General features: G+C 37.8%; 18 protein-coding genes and 1 tRNA gene. 12 read left to right on the plus strand and 7 right to left on the minus strand.

The annotated features are described in order from the left end of the window. Positions 1-10 precede the first annotated feature (10 nt). On the minus strand, positions 11-1237 hold the full coding sequence (locus ACTJJH_RS12205) for an alpha/beta hydrolase (RefSeq protein ID WP_440601182.1): 1227 nt from the start codon (positions 1235-1237) through the stop codon (positions 11-13). 248 nt (positions 1238-1485) lie between these two features. On the opposite strand from ACTJJH_RS12205, the gene ACTJJH_RS12210 reads away from it, so the two are divergent. From ACTJJH_RS12210 to ACTJJH_RS12260, 11 genes are all read left to right on the plus strand, one after another. After that, positions 1486-2172 carry a putative quorum-sensing-regulated virulence factor gene (locus tag ACTJJH_RS12210; RefSeq protein WP_032004601.1) on the plus strand — a complete coding sequence of 229 codons (687 nt, stop codon included), beginning with the start codon at positions 1486-1488 and terminating at the stop codon, positions 2170-2172. 144 nt (positions 2173-2316) lie between these two features. Continuing rightward, positions 2317-2946, plus strand: a complete 630-nt coding sequence (locus tag ACTJJH_RS12215) for a hypothetical protein (RefSeq protein ID WP_440601183.1) — start codon at positions 2317-2319, stop codon at positions 2944-2946. A 102-nt stretch (positions 2947-3048) separates the two neighbouring features. Next, positions 3049-3125: transfer RNA gene (locus tag ACTJJH_RS12220), tRNA-Arg, on the plus strand. Between the two features lie 117 nt (positions 3126-3242). After that, a complete protein-coding gene (locus ACTJJH_RS12225) occupies positions 3243-4178 on the plus strand; it encodes an ABC transporter ATP-binding protein (protein ID WP_002118101.1) in 936 nt (311 codons plus the stop codon). Further along, positions 4175-4948: an ABC transporter permease gene (locus ACTJJH_RS12230; RefSeq protein WP_002118099.1), complete on the plus strand. Its 774-nt coding sequence runs from the start codon at positions 4175-4177 to the stop codon at positions 4946-4948. Before ACTJJH_RS12225 ends, ACTJJH_RS12230 begins: the two co-directional genes overlap by 4 nt. Continuing rightward, on the plus strand, positions 4945-5757 hold the full coding sequence (queF, locus tag ACTJJH_RS12235; protein ID WP_005068224.1) for an NADPH-dependent 7-cyano-7-deazaguanine reductase QueF: 813 nt from the start codon (positions 4945-4947) through the stop codon (positions 5755-5757). The genes ACTJJH_RS12230 and queF overlap by 4 nt, the downstream gene beginning before the upstream one ends. A gap of 23 nt (positions 5758-5780) precedes the next feature. Further along, complete coding sequence (locus tag ACTJJH_RS12240; RefSeq protein ID WP_002118229.1) at positions 5781-6431, plus strand: hypothetical protein; 651 nt, start codon at positions 5781-5783, stop codon at positions 6429-6431. Positions 6432-6557: 126 nt separating this feature from the next. After that, positions 6558-7700 (plus strand): rod shape-determining protein RodA, encoded by a 1143-nt coding sequence (rodA, locus tag ACTJJH_RS12245; RefSeq protein ID WP_005068220.1) that lies wholly within the window; start codon positions 6558-6560, stop codon positions 7698-7700. Between the two features lie 19 nt (positions 7701-7719). Further along, positions 7720-8721: a lytic murein transglycosylase B gene (mltB, locus tag ACTJJH_RS12250; RefSeq protein ID WP_014207240.1), complete on the plus strand. Its 1002-nt coding sequence runs from the start codon at positions 7720-7722 to the stop codon at positions 8719-8721. Positions 8722-9010: 289 nt separating this feature from the next. Beyond that, complete coding sequence (locus ACTJJH_RS12255) at positions 9011-9622, plus strand: septal ring lytic transglycosylase RlpA family protein (RefSeq protein ID WP_002118141.1); 612 nt, start codon at positions 9011-9013, stop codon at positions 9620-9622. Positions 9623-10194: 572 nt separating this feature from the next. Beyond that, a complete protein-coding gene (locus tag ACTJJH_RS12260) occupies positions 10195-10644 on the plus strand; it encodes an Mpo1 family 2-hydroxy fatty acid dioxygenase (protein ID WP_440601184.1) in 450 nt (149 codons plus the stop codon). Positions 10645-10687: 43 nt separating this feature from the next. On the opposite strand, the gene ACTJJH_RS12265 is transcribed toward ACTJJH_RS12260, so the two are convergent. The 6 genes from ACTJJH_RS12265 to rpsB all read right to left on the minus strand — a co-directional run bounded on the left by ACTJJH_RS12265 (position 10688) and on the right by rpsB (position 15058). Continuing rightward, entirely contained in the window at positions 10688-11005 is a 318-nt protein-coding gene (locus ACTJJH_RS12265) for an AzlD domain-containing protein (protein WP_016145923.1), read from the minus strand. Position 11006: 1 nt separating this feature from the next. After that, on the minus strand, positions 11007-11723 hold the full coding sequence (locus ACTJJH_RS12270; RefSeq protein ID WP_032005283.1) for an AzlC family ABC transporter permease: 717 nt from the start codon (positions 11721-11723) through the stop codon (positions 11007-11009). Between the two features lie 88 nt (positions 11724-11811). Then, positions 11812-12636, minus strand: coding sequence for an AraC family transcriptional regulator (locus tag ACTJJH_RS12275; RefSeq protein ID WP_440601185.1), 825 nt, complete (start codon positions 12634-12636; stop codon positions 11812-11814). A 105-nt stretch (positions 12637-12741) separates the two neighbouring features. After that, positions 12742-13227 carry a DUF3465 domain-containing protein gene (locus tag ACTJJH_RS12280; RefSeq protein WP_130118939.1) on the minus strand — a complete coding sequence of 162 codons (486 nt, stop codon included), beginning with the start codon at positions 13225-13227 and terminating at the stop codon, positions 12742-12744. 65 nt (positions 13228-13292) lie between these two features. After that, positions 13293-14168: a translation elongation factor Ts gene (gene tsf / locus ACTJJH_RS12285; RefSeq protein ID WP_002118238.1), complete on the minus strand. Its 876-nt coding sequence runs from the start codon at positions 14166-14168 to the stop codon at positions 13293-13295. 137 nt (positions 14169-14305) lie between these two features. After that, a complete protein-coding gene (gene rpsB, locus ACTJJH_RS12290; protein ID WP_002118204.1) occupies positions 14306-15058 on the minus strand; it encodes a 30S ribosomal protein S2 in 753 nt (250 codons plus the stop codon). A 210-nt stretch (positions 15059-15268) separates the two neighbouring features. Here rpsB and map point away from each other — a divergent pair, with 210 nt between their 5' ends. Continuing rightward, on the plus strand, positions 15269-16096 hold the full coding sequence (map, locus tag ACTJJH_RS12295) for a type I methionyl aminopeptidase (protein ID WP_002118165.1): 828 nt from the start codon (positions 15269-15271) through the stop codon (positions 16094-16096). Positions 16097-16183: the final 87 nt, after the last annotated feature.

Here is a 16183-nt window from a genome sequence, read left to right on the forward strand (position 1 = left end):
ATCAATAACTCTATTGAGCAGCCAGTAAAGACTGAACATTTCCAACAATATTATCTACATTACTGCTCATCACCGTGCCATGATCCCAGTTACCCGTCACATAGCTATTAATTTTAGTACCTACGACAGTGGCATTAGATATCAAAATATCAGTAGCTACTTTCGGAACAGTTGTATCAGCTACCCCCTGATAAATAATAATCGGTGTCGTGACTTTTACTTGTAAGGGCTGCGAATCTTTATCTAAAAATGTTTTAACTAGCGGCACAGCCATAAAGTTAGGTTGTGTACGTGTATATCCATCCAATGTTCCATTGTGATCTGTAGCATACTTAGTCATACCTGCGCCAAAAGCTTGGCCCAATGGTCCGGAACAAATTGTTTCTGCTTGCGCTGCAATACCAGAGATTTGCGAAGTAAAGACTTGTGGATAATCAAAAGTGGGTTGTGTGTTGCGGATACCCGCACTAACTAAAGCTGTATAAGTATCAAGTTGAGCATACATTGATATTTTTTTATCTAGAGTTGCATTAGCAACAGATTGCTCTCCCGCCACTAGAATAAAGCCTAAATTAGAAGCTGGTGCTACCGCTACTGTACCTTTATAGTCTAGTTGTGCACGGCTCGCATATTGTGCAGCACCTAATGCAGCATGCCCACCCTGAGAATGTCCTACTGTTAACCATTTTTTTGAAGTTAATAAGTTACGCTGTAATAAATAATTGCGTGTTGCAACCACCGCATCTGTAATTGAAAAAGCCTCACTTTTAACATTTAAAAAAGGATGTATGCCTGGTGTACCTAAACCCTCATAGTCAGGTGCGACCACAACATAACCAGCTGCTAATAATTTACTAATTAAATCTTTTGTACTATCTGCTAAAGCTGCTTTACTTGGTGCGCAAGCATCTGCCACACCCGTAGTACCATGCGCCCAGACTACAATTGGCCAACCGCCTACTGGTGGTGGAGTGTTTGGTGTAAATACCAAACTGGTTGCCTGCACTTCTTGGCCACTTTGACCCAACATTTTATAAGTCAAAATACTACTTTCTGCGGCAACTGATCCTAAGTTGGTGCTTGTGTAAGCCTCGACCTTAACCACTGGATTTTGAATATTATTGGTTGGAGTCCCAGATGGAGTAGTAGGAGCTGAGCCATCATCACTACCTCCTCCACAAGCGACTAAAAATAAACTCGTGCTAAGAACGCTCGTCATTAATAGGTTCATTTTCATTGGTATATCTTCCCTTAAATTCCATTTTTGTTTTGCTTTAGTTTTTTAATCAACATTTCCTAATGTCTTAAAATATTTACGCCTAATCTTTATTTTCCGCAAGTTCTATTGGATGAAATTAATCTCTGAAAACTTTATTTTTAATATAAATTAACGTTCTAGCTACTCTCAGGCCTCACTTCATGTTTTAAAGTGGGTAGCCAACTGTTAACATTCTTGATTACTCGTGATTGATTAAAGGGCCAGTTATGCAAACCATTATTTTAGATACAGAAACACATACACTAAATGGTTTGCCTATTGAAATTGCGTATGCCCCAATTGAAATTAATGAAGGCAAATTGACTTTAGATAAGAGCAAATTGTTTGATCAGCTCTATCAAGTCGGTACCCCTATTTCTTACGCGGCTATGGCAGTTCACCATATATTAGAGTCAGATTTAGAAAACCAGCCCCACTATAAAACTTTTAAATTGCCAGAGACTACAACTTATATTATTGGTCACAATATTGATTACGATATTGCAGCGATTGCTCGTTGTGGTGTGGATGTATCGAATATCAAACCGATTTGTACACTAGCTTTAGCGCGTAAAACTTGGCCTGAAGCAGAAGCGCATAATATTTCTGCACTCATCTATATGATTTCTCAAGGCAGCGGTAAAGCGCGAGAATTGCTCAAAGGCGCGCACCGAGCCGATGCGGATATTATTTTGACTGCTAATATTTTGATGCATATTGTCTATCATTTAAATATTCAAGACATTGAAGAGCTTTACCGAGTTTCTGAAGAAGCACGTATCCCTACGACTATTAATTTTGGTAAGCATAAAGGCACAGCAATTGCTGAACTTCCTAAAGACTATATTCAATGGTTATTACGTCAAGATGAACTTGACATCTATTTACGTAAAGCGTTAGAAGGCGCATTTTAAAGTCTTAAATAGATGATATTCATCAATTCTTCATTATATTGTCATTTTTGAGTTTTATCGTTAACCCCATTTATATTTTATTAAAAACAGTACTGTTCAACCAAGAAAATTGGACAGTCTGATTTATTTTTTATTTGGGGAAAAATGATGGCTGGTTTTTATCGAACTAATTTAGGAAGAGTCGCGCTTCAACAACGCAACATTACTTTAAATGCAAAACAAAGACGTTTACTACTATTAATAGATCACGAGGATTTTCAAAATTTAAATAGCGAATTTAAAAAACGTATTGCATCTCCAGAGCTTATTCAACAGCTTATCGACTTAAAACTCATTGCTCCTTCTGGCGAAAATTATTCAGAATTAAATGAACAAATATCTTTCCCACAATCATCCATAACTCCAATAGAAGCTCATCAAAAAAATACTATTGATGATAATAAAAGTGGCGATATAGTTGGAGAAATTCAGGTTACTCAATCATCATCTTTTCAACTTTCACCTACTGAAATTACCCAACCATCAATTCCAGTTCAACAGCTCTCTTTTGAAGAGATACAACAGTTGATGAAGCAAAGCTTGAGTCAATATTGTGGGCTTATGGCAAAACCACTTATTCAGAAAATAGAGCAAATAAAAACGCTTCAAGAGCTTAAAATGTGCCAAATGCAATGGATTACCAGCTTACAGGAGTCGCGTATTCCGCCTAATGAGCTAGCACATACGCTTCATTCTATTAATTATTCAATTCAACTTATTCAACAACGCAACTAAAAAAACAACAAGCTGCTGTTTAATTAAGCATTAAACTCACTTGTTACCTATTTCGTGCTTTACCTATTGGTGTTTTTTTCCTATGATGTGGCCCACACATGTGCGCTCGTAGCTCAGTTGGATAGAGTACAGGTTTCCGAAGCCTGGGGTCGTGGGTTCGATCCCCGCCGGGCGCACCAGTTTATATATAATAACTTCATAAATTTATCTCAATTTTATAAAATTCCGACTATTTTACTTGGTTTATTAATCATTATCGCTCAAAATATACCCCTCTTTCATAATGTGAGAATTTCATGACTGATGCTTTGGTTTTAAGAGATTTGTCCAAAACATATCGTAATGGTTTTCAGGCGTTAAAAGGTATTAACCTCACTGTGCCTGAAGGTGAATTTTATGCGTTGTTAGGCCCAAATGGTGCCGGCAAATCAACAACCATTGGTATTATCAGTTCCCTCACGAAAAAAACCGAAGGAACAGTTGAGATTTTTGGACACAATCTCGACACTCATCCATCCTTGGCAAAACAACAACTTGGCGTTGTCCCTCAAGAATTTAACTTTGGACAGTTTGAAAAAGCGTTCGATATTTTAGTCACCCAAGCTGGCTATTACGGCATTCATAAAAAGATTGCAGAAAAACGTGCCGAACATTATTTAGAAAAGCTAGGCCTCTGGGAAAAACGCAATATACAAGCACGTATGCTATCAGGTGGTATGAAGCGCCGACTCATGATTGCACGTGCTATGATGCATGAGCCTAAACTTCTTATTTTAGATGAGCCTACTGCGGGTGTTGATATTGAATTACGCCGCTCTATGTGGGATTTTCTAACCGAAATGAACGAAAGTGGTACTTCTATTATTTTGACTACACATTATCTCGAAGAAGCAGAAATGTTATGTCGTCAAATTGCTATCATTGACCGCGGTGTCATTAAAGAAGACACCAGCATGAAAAGTTTCTTAAACCAGCTGAGTGAAGAGTCTTTTATTTTCGATTTGGCAGAACCCATTGCCCCACTCCAGTTAAATATTATTGGTGTGAAGTTCAACTTAATTGATAGCAGCACTTTAGAAGTGACAATGGATAAGGCCCATACATTAAATGACTTATTCCAGCTTTTAGAATCACAAGGTATTCGTGTTCGTAGTATGCGAAACAAATCGAACCGTCTAGAAGAGCTATTCGTCAAAATGGTCGAGAAAAATCTTGAAGGAGAGGCAAAATGAATTTTAGCCAACTGCAAATTGCCCTCTGGACTCTAGTTCGTAAAGAAGTACGCCGATTTCTACGTATTTGGCCGCAAACCTTGTTACCACCTGCGATCACGATGAGTTTGTACTTTGTCATTTTTGGTAATTTGGTTGGTTCGCGCATTGGACAAATGGGCGGCGTGAGCTACATGCAGTTTATCGTACCCGGCCTCATCATGATGGCGGTTATTACCAACAGTTATGCTAACGTATCTTCAAGTTTCTTTAGTGTGAAATTCCAAAAGAGCATTGAAGAACTGATTATGAGTCCTGTGCCACTACATATTATTTTGTGGGGCTATGTCATTGGTGGTATTTGCCGTGGTGTATTGGTCGGAGCAATTGTGACAACAATGAGCATGTTCTTTACAGACCTTTTTATACATAACTGGTTTGTGACTATATATACAGTCTTAATTACATCTGTTTTATTTTCCTTAGGCGGCTTCATTAATGCAGTCTATGCAAAATCATTTGATGATATTTCTATTATTCCAACTTTTGTCCTTACACCTTTAACCTATTTAGGTGGTGTGTTCTATGCCATTAGCGCACTTGGCCCTTTTTGGCAAAAACTTTCTTTAATTAATCCTATTGTGTATATGGTTAACGCTTTCCGTTTCGGCATTTTAGGTCATAGTGACGTGAACGTTACGTTCTCTTTAATCATTGTGACATTATGCTGTGCTGTACTTTACGGAATTGCCTACTATTTACTTGCTCGTGGTTCAGGAATGCGTGAATGAGTGTCGAACAGTCTTTATTGGGTAAAGAAACTCAATATCCAACTAACTATCAACCTGATGTTTTATTTCCAATTGCTCGTGCTCAGTCTCGTGAAGCTTACTCGCATATTGAAGGTATTACGCAAGGTAAAGATTGGTGGCATGTTTTTGAAATTTCATGGTTAAACGCTCATGCTATCCCGCAAGTTGCTATTGGCAGAATTACACTGCCAGCTTCTTCACCAAATTTGATTGAATCAAAGTCATTAAAACTTTACTTCAATAGCCTTAACTTCACTCAGTTTGACTCTAAACAGTCGTTTATTGAAACGGTTGAAAAGGATCTATCTGCTGCGGCAGGTACAAAAGTTGAGTTAACCTTATTTCAAGTAGATGATTTAGAGATTTCTAAGCCTCAAGGCATTTGTATTGATGACCTAGATCCAGAGCGTTTAGAGCAACATCCAGATGCGACTCTTTTAAAACGAGATGCGTCTGATGAAGAAGTCGAAATTGAACTGTATTCTCATCTTTTAAGAAGTAACTGCCCAGTCACGGGACAACCGGATTGGGGTACAGTTTTTATCCGTTTTAAGGGCAAAAAACCTTGTTATCGTAGTGTTTTAGCTTATATTATCTCGTACCGTCAGCATAACGGCTTTCACGAACAGTGTGTCGAGCAGATTTTTGCTGATATTTGGCAAAATTTGCAGCCTGAGAAGCTGATGGTTTATGCAACTTATACTCGTCGCGGCGGACTTGATATTAACCCTTGCCGAGTATCGGATCTTTCATGGATGCCAAAACCGATTCGATTGGCACGACAATAAAACGAATAATTTGAGGATACACCATGCCGTTTTTTGGTTTTACCCCTTCTGAAGGCTTATTGAACGATATACAAACTGGAATTGCGAACAAAAATTCTAGTGAGCCTTTATATCCACTTCGCGATAAGATTGCTTTACAACTTAATGAAGAGATTATTGATAATGTCTTAATTCAGTTAGTTCAGCACTTCCCTGCAAGTGAAAAGCGCGATACTGCCGAAAAACTAGCAGGCTATGTCAAATCAACAGTCGCTGTTCTTTTAAAACAATTGTTAAGCAAAGCGCCAAACGATGTTGTTAAACAGTCAGTAGAGTTCTCTGAAAAAAGCTTATTTAAAGATCCACAAGGTCAATATAAAGTAGGTGTAACTCTAGATCCTAGTTTAGTCACTAATCTTCAGCATAACTTCACTGAGCTTAAGGCGGGTAACGATATCAATAAAGCTGCATTGGCTGAACTGTATAAACAGTTTGGAGATGCTATGGTTAAACATTTTATGTCTGATTTTAATAAGACATTAGACCTTGGCATGATTAAGCGTAAAGCAGCTGATATTGGTGCGGCAGCTGTAACAAAAGCAGTTCATATTGCGATCGATAAACTGATCCCTAGCTTAAATCGCACTGAACTAAAAGCGATGGCTGAATATCACGAAAGTCTATTCTTTAACTAATAAAAAGTAGCCTATCGGAAACCTAGCGAGAGCTAGGTTTTTTTATTGCAAAATATTGATATACATTGCCATTAATCAGGTTTATGTTAGCATGCGCCAAGCACTGATTGACCTAGTTAACGCCGCATGTCTCCTAGCCCACAATATAAGTTTTTACGCCAAGCTCCTCGAGATGGTCTTAGCACCGCTATGCAACCATCAAGGTGGCAACAACTCCACATTGACCCGTGGTTATGTCTATTTTTGCTATTAAATGCGCTATTAGGTTTAACCGTACTATATAGTGCTTCGGCACAGGATGTAGGTCTGGTCAGTAAACAAGCCATGAGTTTTGGTATTGGCTTTTTAGTGATGTTTGGTCTAGCCCAAATTCCGCCTAAGGTCTATCAAGCGTTTTCCCCATACTTTTATTTGTTCGGCCTATTTTCGCTTGTGGCAGTTATGGTATTCGGTGAAGTCCGAATGGGTGCTCAGCGCTGGATTGATATTCCCGGTTTCGGGAGTGTCCAACCCAGTGAGTTCATGAAAATCGGCATGCCGATGATGATTGCATGGTTTTTAGCACGAAAACCTCTTCCCCCTAGTTTTTCACAAGTTGTTTTATCATTAATGTTAATTGGTATTCCCTTTTTACTGATTGCAGAACAACCTGACTTAGGAACATCACTTTTAGTATTAGCAAGCGGTATATTTGTCTTATTTTTAAGTGGACTATCATGGCGAATGATTGGTGCAGCTGCCGCATGTGCAGCAATCGTAATTCCAATTGCGTGGGAATTTCTTTTACACGACTATCAACGCCAAAGGGTTTTAACCTTACTTGATCCAGAGGCAGATGCACTCGGTACGGGTTGGAATATTATTCAATCTAAAACTGCAATTGGTTCTGGTGGTTTTTCAGGTAAAGGTTTCCTTGAAGGCACCCAATCACATTTACACTTTTTACCCGAAGGACATACTGACTTTATTATTGCTGCATATTCCGAAGAATTTGGGCTCATCGGTGTACTTATTTTAGTAATCCTTTATTTTGCGATTATTTTTAGAACATTCCAGATCGGTTTACAAAGCTTCCATAACTATGGACGTTTAGTTGCTGGCGCCTTTGGTTTGTCTTTTTTTGTTTATGTATTTGTAAATGCGGGAATGGTCAGTGGTATTTTACCTGTAGTAGGTGTTCCTTTACCTTTTATGAGTTATGGCGGAACAGCTATTATTACTTTAATGGCCACCTTTGGTTTAGTCATGTCCATTCATACACATCGATAATCTGGAATTTTAAAACGATATGTTGTCTCAACACTTAAATAAAACTTTAAAAATGCTCGCTTTGTGTACTGGCTTAATCAGTACAAGTCATTTCGCTCAGGCCAACGATTTTGCAACACATCCTGATTATTTGAATTTTAAACAAAAAACGATGAATGCTTATGGCTTAAGTAGCGATCAAGTCGATGCAGCCATGAGTGGCGCAAAAAATTTACCAAACATTCTAAATATTATGACTCGTCCGGGTGAAAGTAAGCCTTGGTATGATTATCGCTCTATGTTCTTGGTTGAAGGCACAATTCAACGTGGTGTCCGTTTTAAAAATCAATATGCAGATGCGTTAAATCGCGCAGAACAACAATATGGCGTATCTCAAGCTGTCATTTTAGGTATTTTGGGCGTTGAAACAGGTTATGGCGCGAATAAAGGTTCTTTTATTACACGTGATGCTTTAGCTACCCTTGCTTTTGGCTACCCTCGCCGTGCTGAATATTTTGGTGATGAGCTAGCTGCTCTTATTGCATGGACTTATAAAGAAGGCTACCCAACAAATAGTATTGTAGGCTCCTATGCAGGTGCGATTGGCTATCCACAATTTATGCCAAGCAATATTAGTAAATATGGGGTGGATTATGACGGTAATGGACATATCGACTTAAGAAACTCAGCAGAAGATGCTATTGGATCAATTGCAAACTACTTAGCAAAACAAGGTTGGCAACGCGATCAACCGATCGGGTTTATGGCTCGTTACACTGGGTCAAATCCAGAAAGTATTATTGCTAAAGATTTAACGCAACCTTTCCCATATGGTGCATTAAAGACACTCGGTATTTCTCCATTGAATCCTGTAGTTAAAATTGATGATCTCGATATGGTGAATGTCATTCAATTACAAGACTATAATGGTCCAATTTACTATTTAACTTACCCGAATTTTCAAGTGATTACGACTTATAATAAGAGCCGCATGTACGCTACAGCTGTATGGTTATTAGGCACCGAAGTAGCTAGCCGATAGGCTAGCTTTTTTATGCTTTATGTAAAAGTCAATAAATATTTTTGTTAAATAGATCACAATACATACATTTCTAATGATTTGTTACATTATTGATTATTTTTTAACCTAAAACTGTAAGTTTTTGCCCTTTTTGTAAAGATTTCTCGTTAAAGACTAGACACTCTCCGTAACCGATGAATATTATCCACCCCAATATAGCAATTGCAAAAGTGAATAATAAGGCATGTTCACTTTAAATTTCAGTCAATGGCTGAAAGAAAAAAGTACATGTTCTCAGGAGTTTATACAAATGCAGTTATCGCTGAAATACGTTCTTGCACTGACGGCTAGTTTAAGCATGGCCCCACTGCACGCTGAAATGGTGCAGTCATCATCATTAAACAGTGATGTAGATGGTCCTAATCTAGCAGCACGTGTGTTGAGTAAAGATACTCAAAACTTTAATTCTCGTTTTTCTAACATTAACAGTCTTTCAATCACTGAACGTTCTGGCGATCAAATCCGTCGTCAAGCGATCGCAGCAAAAATTGAAATCCCTGAAGATGAGCCTTCAGTGATTGAAAAACTTAACACAGTAGCTTCAAACACTGTTCGTAAGTTTAGCCAAACTGGTATGGCATCTTGGTATGGCCGCCAATTCCATGGTCGTAAAACTGCAAGTGGTGAAACATTCGACATGAATGCTTTAACTGCTGCTCACCGTAGCCTACCGTTAAACTGTTACATTCGAGTAACGAATAAAGACAATGGTAAAAGTGTGGTTGTAAAAGTAAATGACCGTGGTCCTTTCCATGGTAATCGTGTACTTGACCTATCTTACGGTGCAGCTAAACGTCTTGGCATTACCAATGCCGGAACTGCAAAAGTAAATATTGAGCGTGTTGATGGCCCAACTTCATAAGTTATAGCCTCTCGAGTTCATGTAAAAAGCCGCAATTTTTCTGCGGCTTTTTTATATTTTGAGTTATCAAAATAATTCCTCACTTAAAGTTTAAAAAATCCTCTTTTTTTAACCCTTATCCAGCTCTAAATTTGAATATTTTTTAAACAAAAAACCATGTTTATTTAATACTAGTTAATTTTACGTCTAATTTGCGTTTAGAGCGACTTTTTCAAATTTTCGCTACCCTAGTACCATTTTTCCAAAATAAAGGCTATTTATGGCCTTTTTAGAGTAGATGAGTAGAGCTTTTTCACACAATTTTCCCACCCATCTCAAAATTACTCTTTTTTTGCTGTTTTCATCATCTAGCAATAGAGAAAAAATATTATGAAAAATTGCCCCATTCTTGAGGTCGAATTGTTCACCTTGTCAATCACACTCACATTATTTTTTCATTTGCCCTTTCTTAAGTTTTTTAATGCAATGCTCCCTATAGTTGAATAGTGTTAGTTTCTTGTCGAGATCCTCAAGAACAGGCTAAAATATACTCACAAAAATAAATCGAAGTTAAAACAAGGAGTGTGCTACCAATGAAATCCATTACTGAATGGTTTGATGAATATAGCGAAAGTCATCAAAATCCAACCAATAAACAAATTCACTGGCTTTGCCTTCCCGCCATTTTATTTTTTATTATTGGAATCATTGCACATTTCAGCACATTGCTTACTGCTTTATTACTTGTGTTGACCTTAGTATTTTATGCACGTTTAGATCTTGTACTTGCTGTGGCAATGGCTGCTTTACTTGTTGTTATAGCATGGCTCATTTATACCCTACCTGTAGGAGTCGGGTTTTATATCGCTATTTTTGTGATTGCTTGGGTTGGACAATTTTACGGACATAAAGTCGAAGGCAAAAAACCTTCGTTCTTTAAAGATTTACAATTCCTACTAATTGGACCAGTTTGGTGTATGGATGCTTATCTCTCAAAAATTTTACCTAAATGGAAAAGCAGACAACAACAAGCTCCTGCTTAAAGATTAACTTAAAGCTGAATCCTTTCGATTCAGCTTTTGCATGTTAGTAATTTATTAGAAAATTTATAAAATAAAAAAATCCTAAACTTGCTATCACACTTAAAAGAACTTTTTTTAGGTACATAGCGATTACAATACAAAAGATTGCTGCATAAATATAAGGATTATTTATCACGCCTCTTAAATGATTACCATCGAAAAAAATAACTGGAATACAAATTGCAGTTAACAAACAAGGTGCAGAATAGTTAAGCATCTTATTCAGAATAAGCGGCAGTTTAATTTTTACTTGAGGTTCTAAAAAATAATAGCGATTAAAAAAGACGATTGCTGCCAAGCCTAAAATCATAAACCAAGACATATTATTGCTCCTTACCTATTTTTTCAGTTAAAACAGCAATTAACATTCCCATTAATCCTGAAAGTAAAATCGCACCCTCAATTTGATAAAATTTAAATAAAAACCCACTTAAACAAGTTGTTAGCACACCAACTATGACTGGAAATCCTTTACATAACGGCACAATCATGGCAATAAAAATAGCAACAATCGAAAAATCCAAATGGTAATTTAAAAGATCAGGTATCACTGTCGCCAGCAGTATTCCCACCAAACTAAAAGCAACCCAAAATAAATAAAAACATAAACCGGCTCCCAACAGATATTCCGAACTTCTTTTTTCAAATGGAGCACTCACCGCAAACAATTCATCTGTTAATAAAAAGCCTAAACTCAATCGTTTAGGTAAAGACAAAATAGAAATGTCATTTCTTAAAGTTAATGCATAAATAAAATGCTGAGCCGTTAAAAAGAAAATAGTCAAATAAATTGTAAAAACAGAAGCACCTTCCATAGCCATGCTTAAACTAACCAACTGAGCAGCTCCAGCAAAGACGAGTCCAGACATTGCTAATGCTTTATAGAAAGATAATCCTGCATGAATTGCCATAGATCCCGCTAAGATTGCCCACGGAATAACAGAAATTGATAAGGGCAAAATATCCATTACACCACGTAAAAATAAATAGGATGGCTTATTTTTTGAAAACCCAACCGGCTGATTAAGCTGAATATTCATATATAAAATCCAATATAAGAAACATCTCTATACCATGCTTGATGAGTGCCGACTTATATTGGATAAAATTGCTTTAAAACTAATTTATTTATATGTTCAAACTTGCTACATATTGAGTGGGTGTGACGCCCATTGCTTTTTTAAAGTGACGGTTAAAATGGCTTTGGTCAGAAAAACCACATTGTTGTGCCACCATGGCAATTTGGTCCCCCTGTTTTAATAACTGTCTTGCTTTTTGTAAACGTGCTTGTACAAGCCAAGCGTGAGGTGGCAGACCTACATATTTTTTAAATTGCCTTAAGAAATGCCAAGCGCTCAAGCCGACCATGTCAGCCAAATCTTGTAAAGAAAAGTTTGTTTCAGGCATTTCTACGAGTAATTCTTTAACTCTTAATATTTTTGAATATGCTTCTGGTAACTCACAAAAAGTATGATTTGATTTACCATGTCTCTTCATAAGACAAGCTAACGTTGTTAAATACATCGTTTCTTTGAGTAGAAAATTATCTTTTTGTTCTAATAAATCAAAAAGTAAGCAAAGCTGTTGAGCCAAACCTAGGTCGTGAATCACAGCTTGAGGAAACCATGGTGCTCCATGTGGGTTTTCAAAAAAATCTTGACTAACTTCTGCTAACATTTCAGGTGTTGGATAGATCGCTCGATAACGCCACCCTAACTCAACAGCCGATGAACCAGTATGAATTTCGTCAGCGTTTACTAAAATAATGTCGCCTTTAGGAGCTACATGCAGCTGTCCCGTCCTAAAAAAAGACTGTGCTCCCTCTTCAATCACACCAATACAGTACCCTTCATGAGTATGCTTTGAAAACTGTGTTTGGTGATAATGTGCTTTTAATAACTCTAAACCGCCCAACTCTCGCACATGCAGATAATCGGCTTGCTCCCGCTGCATAAATACGTCTCATCTATTCAATAAAAAAACCATAGCATGTTTTAATAAACTGAATAGAACAAAATTGCTCTATGAAAATAATCTGATTAAACGTTCACGTGAGCTTTATTGATAGATCTGTCCGTCATGTTTAAGCCAACCATTTTCATGACGACCTTGTGGATCGTGATGAGTCCAATGTAGTACACCACCTTTCGGGTTGTATTCATATTCGCCATAAAACTCAACGATGTCACCTTTATTTAGATTAGAAATTTTAGGTGCCAAATCGATATTATGTGCAACCAAAATTGAAAGACCATTTTTTAATACTAGAATGAATTTCTGGTGTCTTGACCCATCATTATCATCTCTTAAAATTGCTTTGACTCGACCACTTCCCTGCACTTGAACATTACTTTGTCTCTGCTCATAAGCAGCTTTTACAGTGTCCACCCCATTATTTGAAAGTGTAGTTTCATTACGCTGAGCTGCGGGTATAGTTGATGATGGTGATTGATTTTGCTTATGTCCAGATAAATCTAGACCAAAATACGCAGCAATCAATAAAATAATCACACCAGCAAAACTGAGATTTTTTTTATTTGTCATTGTATACCCTTATTTTAACTGAGATAAAAAAAGCCCCAATGGGGCTTTTTTTATTGTGATACGAATTACTTCGCAGCAGCTTGAGCAGCAGCAACTTCTTCAGCGAAGCTAAGTTCTGCTTTCTTCTCAATACCTTCACCAACTTCGAAACGTACGAATTCAGCAACAGTAGTACCAGTTGCTTTTAATACATCAGCAACTTTCTTGTCGTTGTCGATTACATACATTTGACGATCAAGAGCAACTTCGTTCAAGTATTTATCAACTGAACCAGTTACCATTTTCTCAACGATGTTAGCTGGCTTACCAGATTCTAACGCTTTCGCTTCAGCAATTTCTTTTTCTTTAGCGATAAGGTCAGCAGGAACAGCTTCAGCATTTACAGCTACTGGGTTGAATGCAGCAACGTGCATTGCAATACCTTTACCAGTATCAGCATCACCAGTATAAGAAACTACAACACCGATTTTTAAACCGTGTTTGTAGATAGCCAAGTTTTCGCCTTCAACGATTTTCGCGCGACGAACTTGGATGTTTTCACCGATTTTTTGAACAAGTGCAATACGAGCTTCTTCAACTGATTGACCGTCTGCTAATTTTAATTCAGCGATTTTAGCAGCATCAGTTTCACCAGCAGCTAAAGCAGCAGTAGCAACAGCTTTAGAGAAGTTAGAGAAGTTTTCGTCTTTAGCAACGAAGTCAGTTTGACAGTTAACTTCAACTAAAATTGCTTTGTTGCCTTCTTGAACGATTGTGATTGCACCGTCAGCAGCAATGTTACCAGCTTTTTTAGCAGCTTTAGCTTGACCAGATTTACGAAGGTTATCAATAGCAAGCTCGATGTCACCGTTCGCTTCTGTTAATGCTTTTTTGCATTCCATCATTGCAAGACCAGTACGGTCACGTAATTCTTTTACCATGCTTGCAGTAATTGCAGTCATGTTGATCTCCTAAAATCGGTAGAAAATAAATCTTTTCAACAAAAACGGCCCAAAGAAACTCTGGGCCGTTTGCACTCTCGACGCTTAATTTGCCACCATTACATGTCGCAAAAATGACAAGCCTGCGTCAAAACGCATTAAGCCTCAGAAGCGTCTTTCGCAGCGTCATCGCCTTTTGCTTGAGCGTTCGCTTGAGATTGAGCGTATTCTTTACCAGCAAGAATTGCGTCAGCCATAGCTGAAGCATATAGAGTTACTGCACGGATCGCATCATCGTTACCAGGAATAACGTAATCAACGTTGTCTGGGTTAGAGTTTGTATCAACGATACCGATAACAGGAATACCTAAGTTCTTAGCTTCTTTGATTGCAATCGCTTCGTGATCAACGTCGATTACAAATAATGCGTCAGGTAAACCACCCATGTTTTTAACGCCGCCTAAAGAGCGCTCAAGTTTTTCCATCTCACGAGCACGTTCTAAAGCTTCACGTTTAGTAAGCTTAGCAAAAGTACCATCTTGAGATTGAGTTTGAAGATCTTTTAAACGGTTGATAGATTGGCGAAGTGTTTTCCAGTTCGTCAACATACCACCTAACCAACGGTGATCTACATATGGTTGACCAGCGCGTTGAGCTTGTTCACGGATGATGTTAGAAGCAGCACGTTTTGTGCCAACGAACAAAACTTTGTTCTTTTTGCTTGCTAATTGGTTAGCGAAGTTCAAAGCATCATTTAACGCAGGAACAGTGTGCTCAAGGTTGATGATGTGAATTTTGTTGCGCGCGCCAAAAATGTATTGACGCATTTTTGGGTTCCAGAAACGAGTTTGGTGACCAAAGTGCGCACCTGCTTGAAGAAGGTCGCGCATGCTTACGTTGTAATCTGCCATTTTCTTTACCTTAAAAGTTGGGTTAGGCCTCCATATATCCGCATTCTCCACCTTTTTACGGGCACCCAGAGTAATGTGACGATATATGTGCGGATTTTTTACTCCATCTATCAAAATTGTTCGTAAAAGATATTCACGAAAAGCATTTGATAAAATGGGCGGCTATTTATACCATAGACACTTGTAAATTACCAAAAGTTTTTAGAGATCATGAACAGTACTTATACAGCTCCACGTCGATTAATCAAAACTCCAGATGAAATTGAAAAAATGCGCATTGCAGGACGACTGGCGGCTGAAGTTCTAGAGATGATCAAGCCCCATATTAAGGCAGGTGTAAGTACACTTGAACTTGATACCATTTGTCGTAATCACATTGAAAATGTGCAACATGCTATTCCTGCATGTGTAGGCTATGGTGGAGCTCCTGGGCGCCCTGCTTTTCAACACTCTATTTGTACTTCGGTTAACCATGTTGTCTGTCATGGTATTCCCTCTGAAAATAAAATTTTAAAAAATGGTGACATCCTTAATATTGACGTTACTGTCATTAAAGATGGTTATCACGGCGATACCAACATGATGTATGTCGTTGGTGGTGAAACTTCTATTTTAGCCAACCGTCTATGCAAAGTTGCTCAAGAAGCGATGTATCGTGGGATGGCAACTGTTAGAGATGGTTCATATTTAGGTGATATCGGCCACGCAATCCAAAAGTATGTCGAATCAGAACGTTTTAGTGTAGTACGCGAATATTGTGGTCACGGTATTGGAACTGTTTTCCATGATGAACCTCAAGTACTCCATTATGGTCAAGCTGGTACAGGTATGCGTCTGGAAGCAGGTATGACTTTTACAATTGAACCAATGGTAAATGCTGGCGTATGGCAAACTAAATTGTTAGGTGACAAATGGACTGTCGTAACCAAAGACCATAAACTTTCAGCTCAGTATGAACATACTATTTTAGTTACCCAAACAGGCATTGAAGTCTTAACTGCTCGTCCTGAAGAAGACTTATCTCGCTTCAACCAATAATTTAAAAAACTTAAATAAAAGGCTACTTTGTGTAGCCTTTTATTATTTATTATGTATTTTTTATTAATAAATCTTTCTAAATATAAA

Origin of the sequence: Acinetobacter sp. 22301 (assembly GCF_052045285.1) — a bacterium.
Classification (GTDB): Bacteria; Pseudomonadota; Gammaproteobacteria; order Pseudomonadales; family Moraxellaceae; genus Acinetobacter; species Acinetobacter pittii.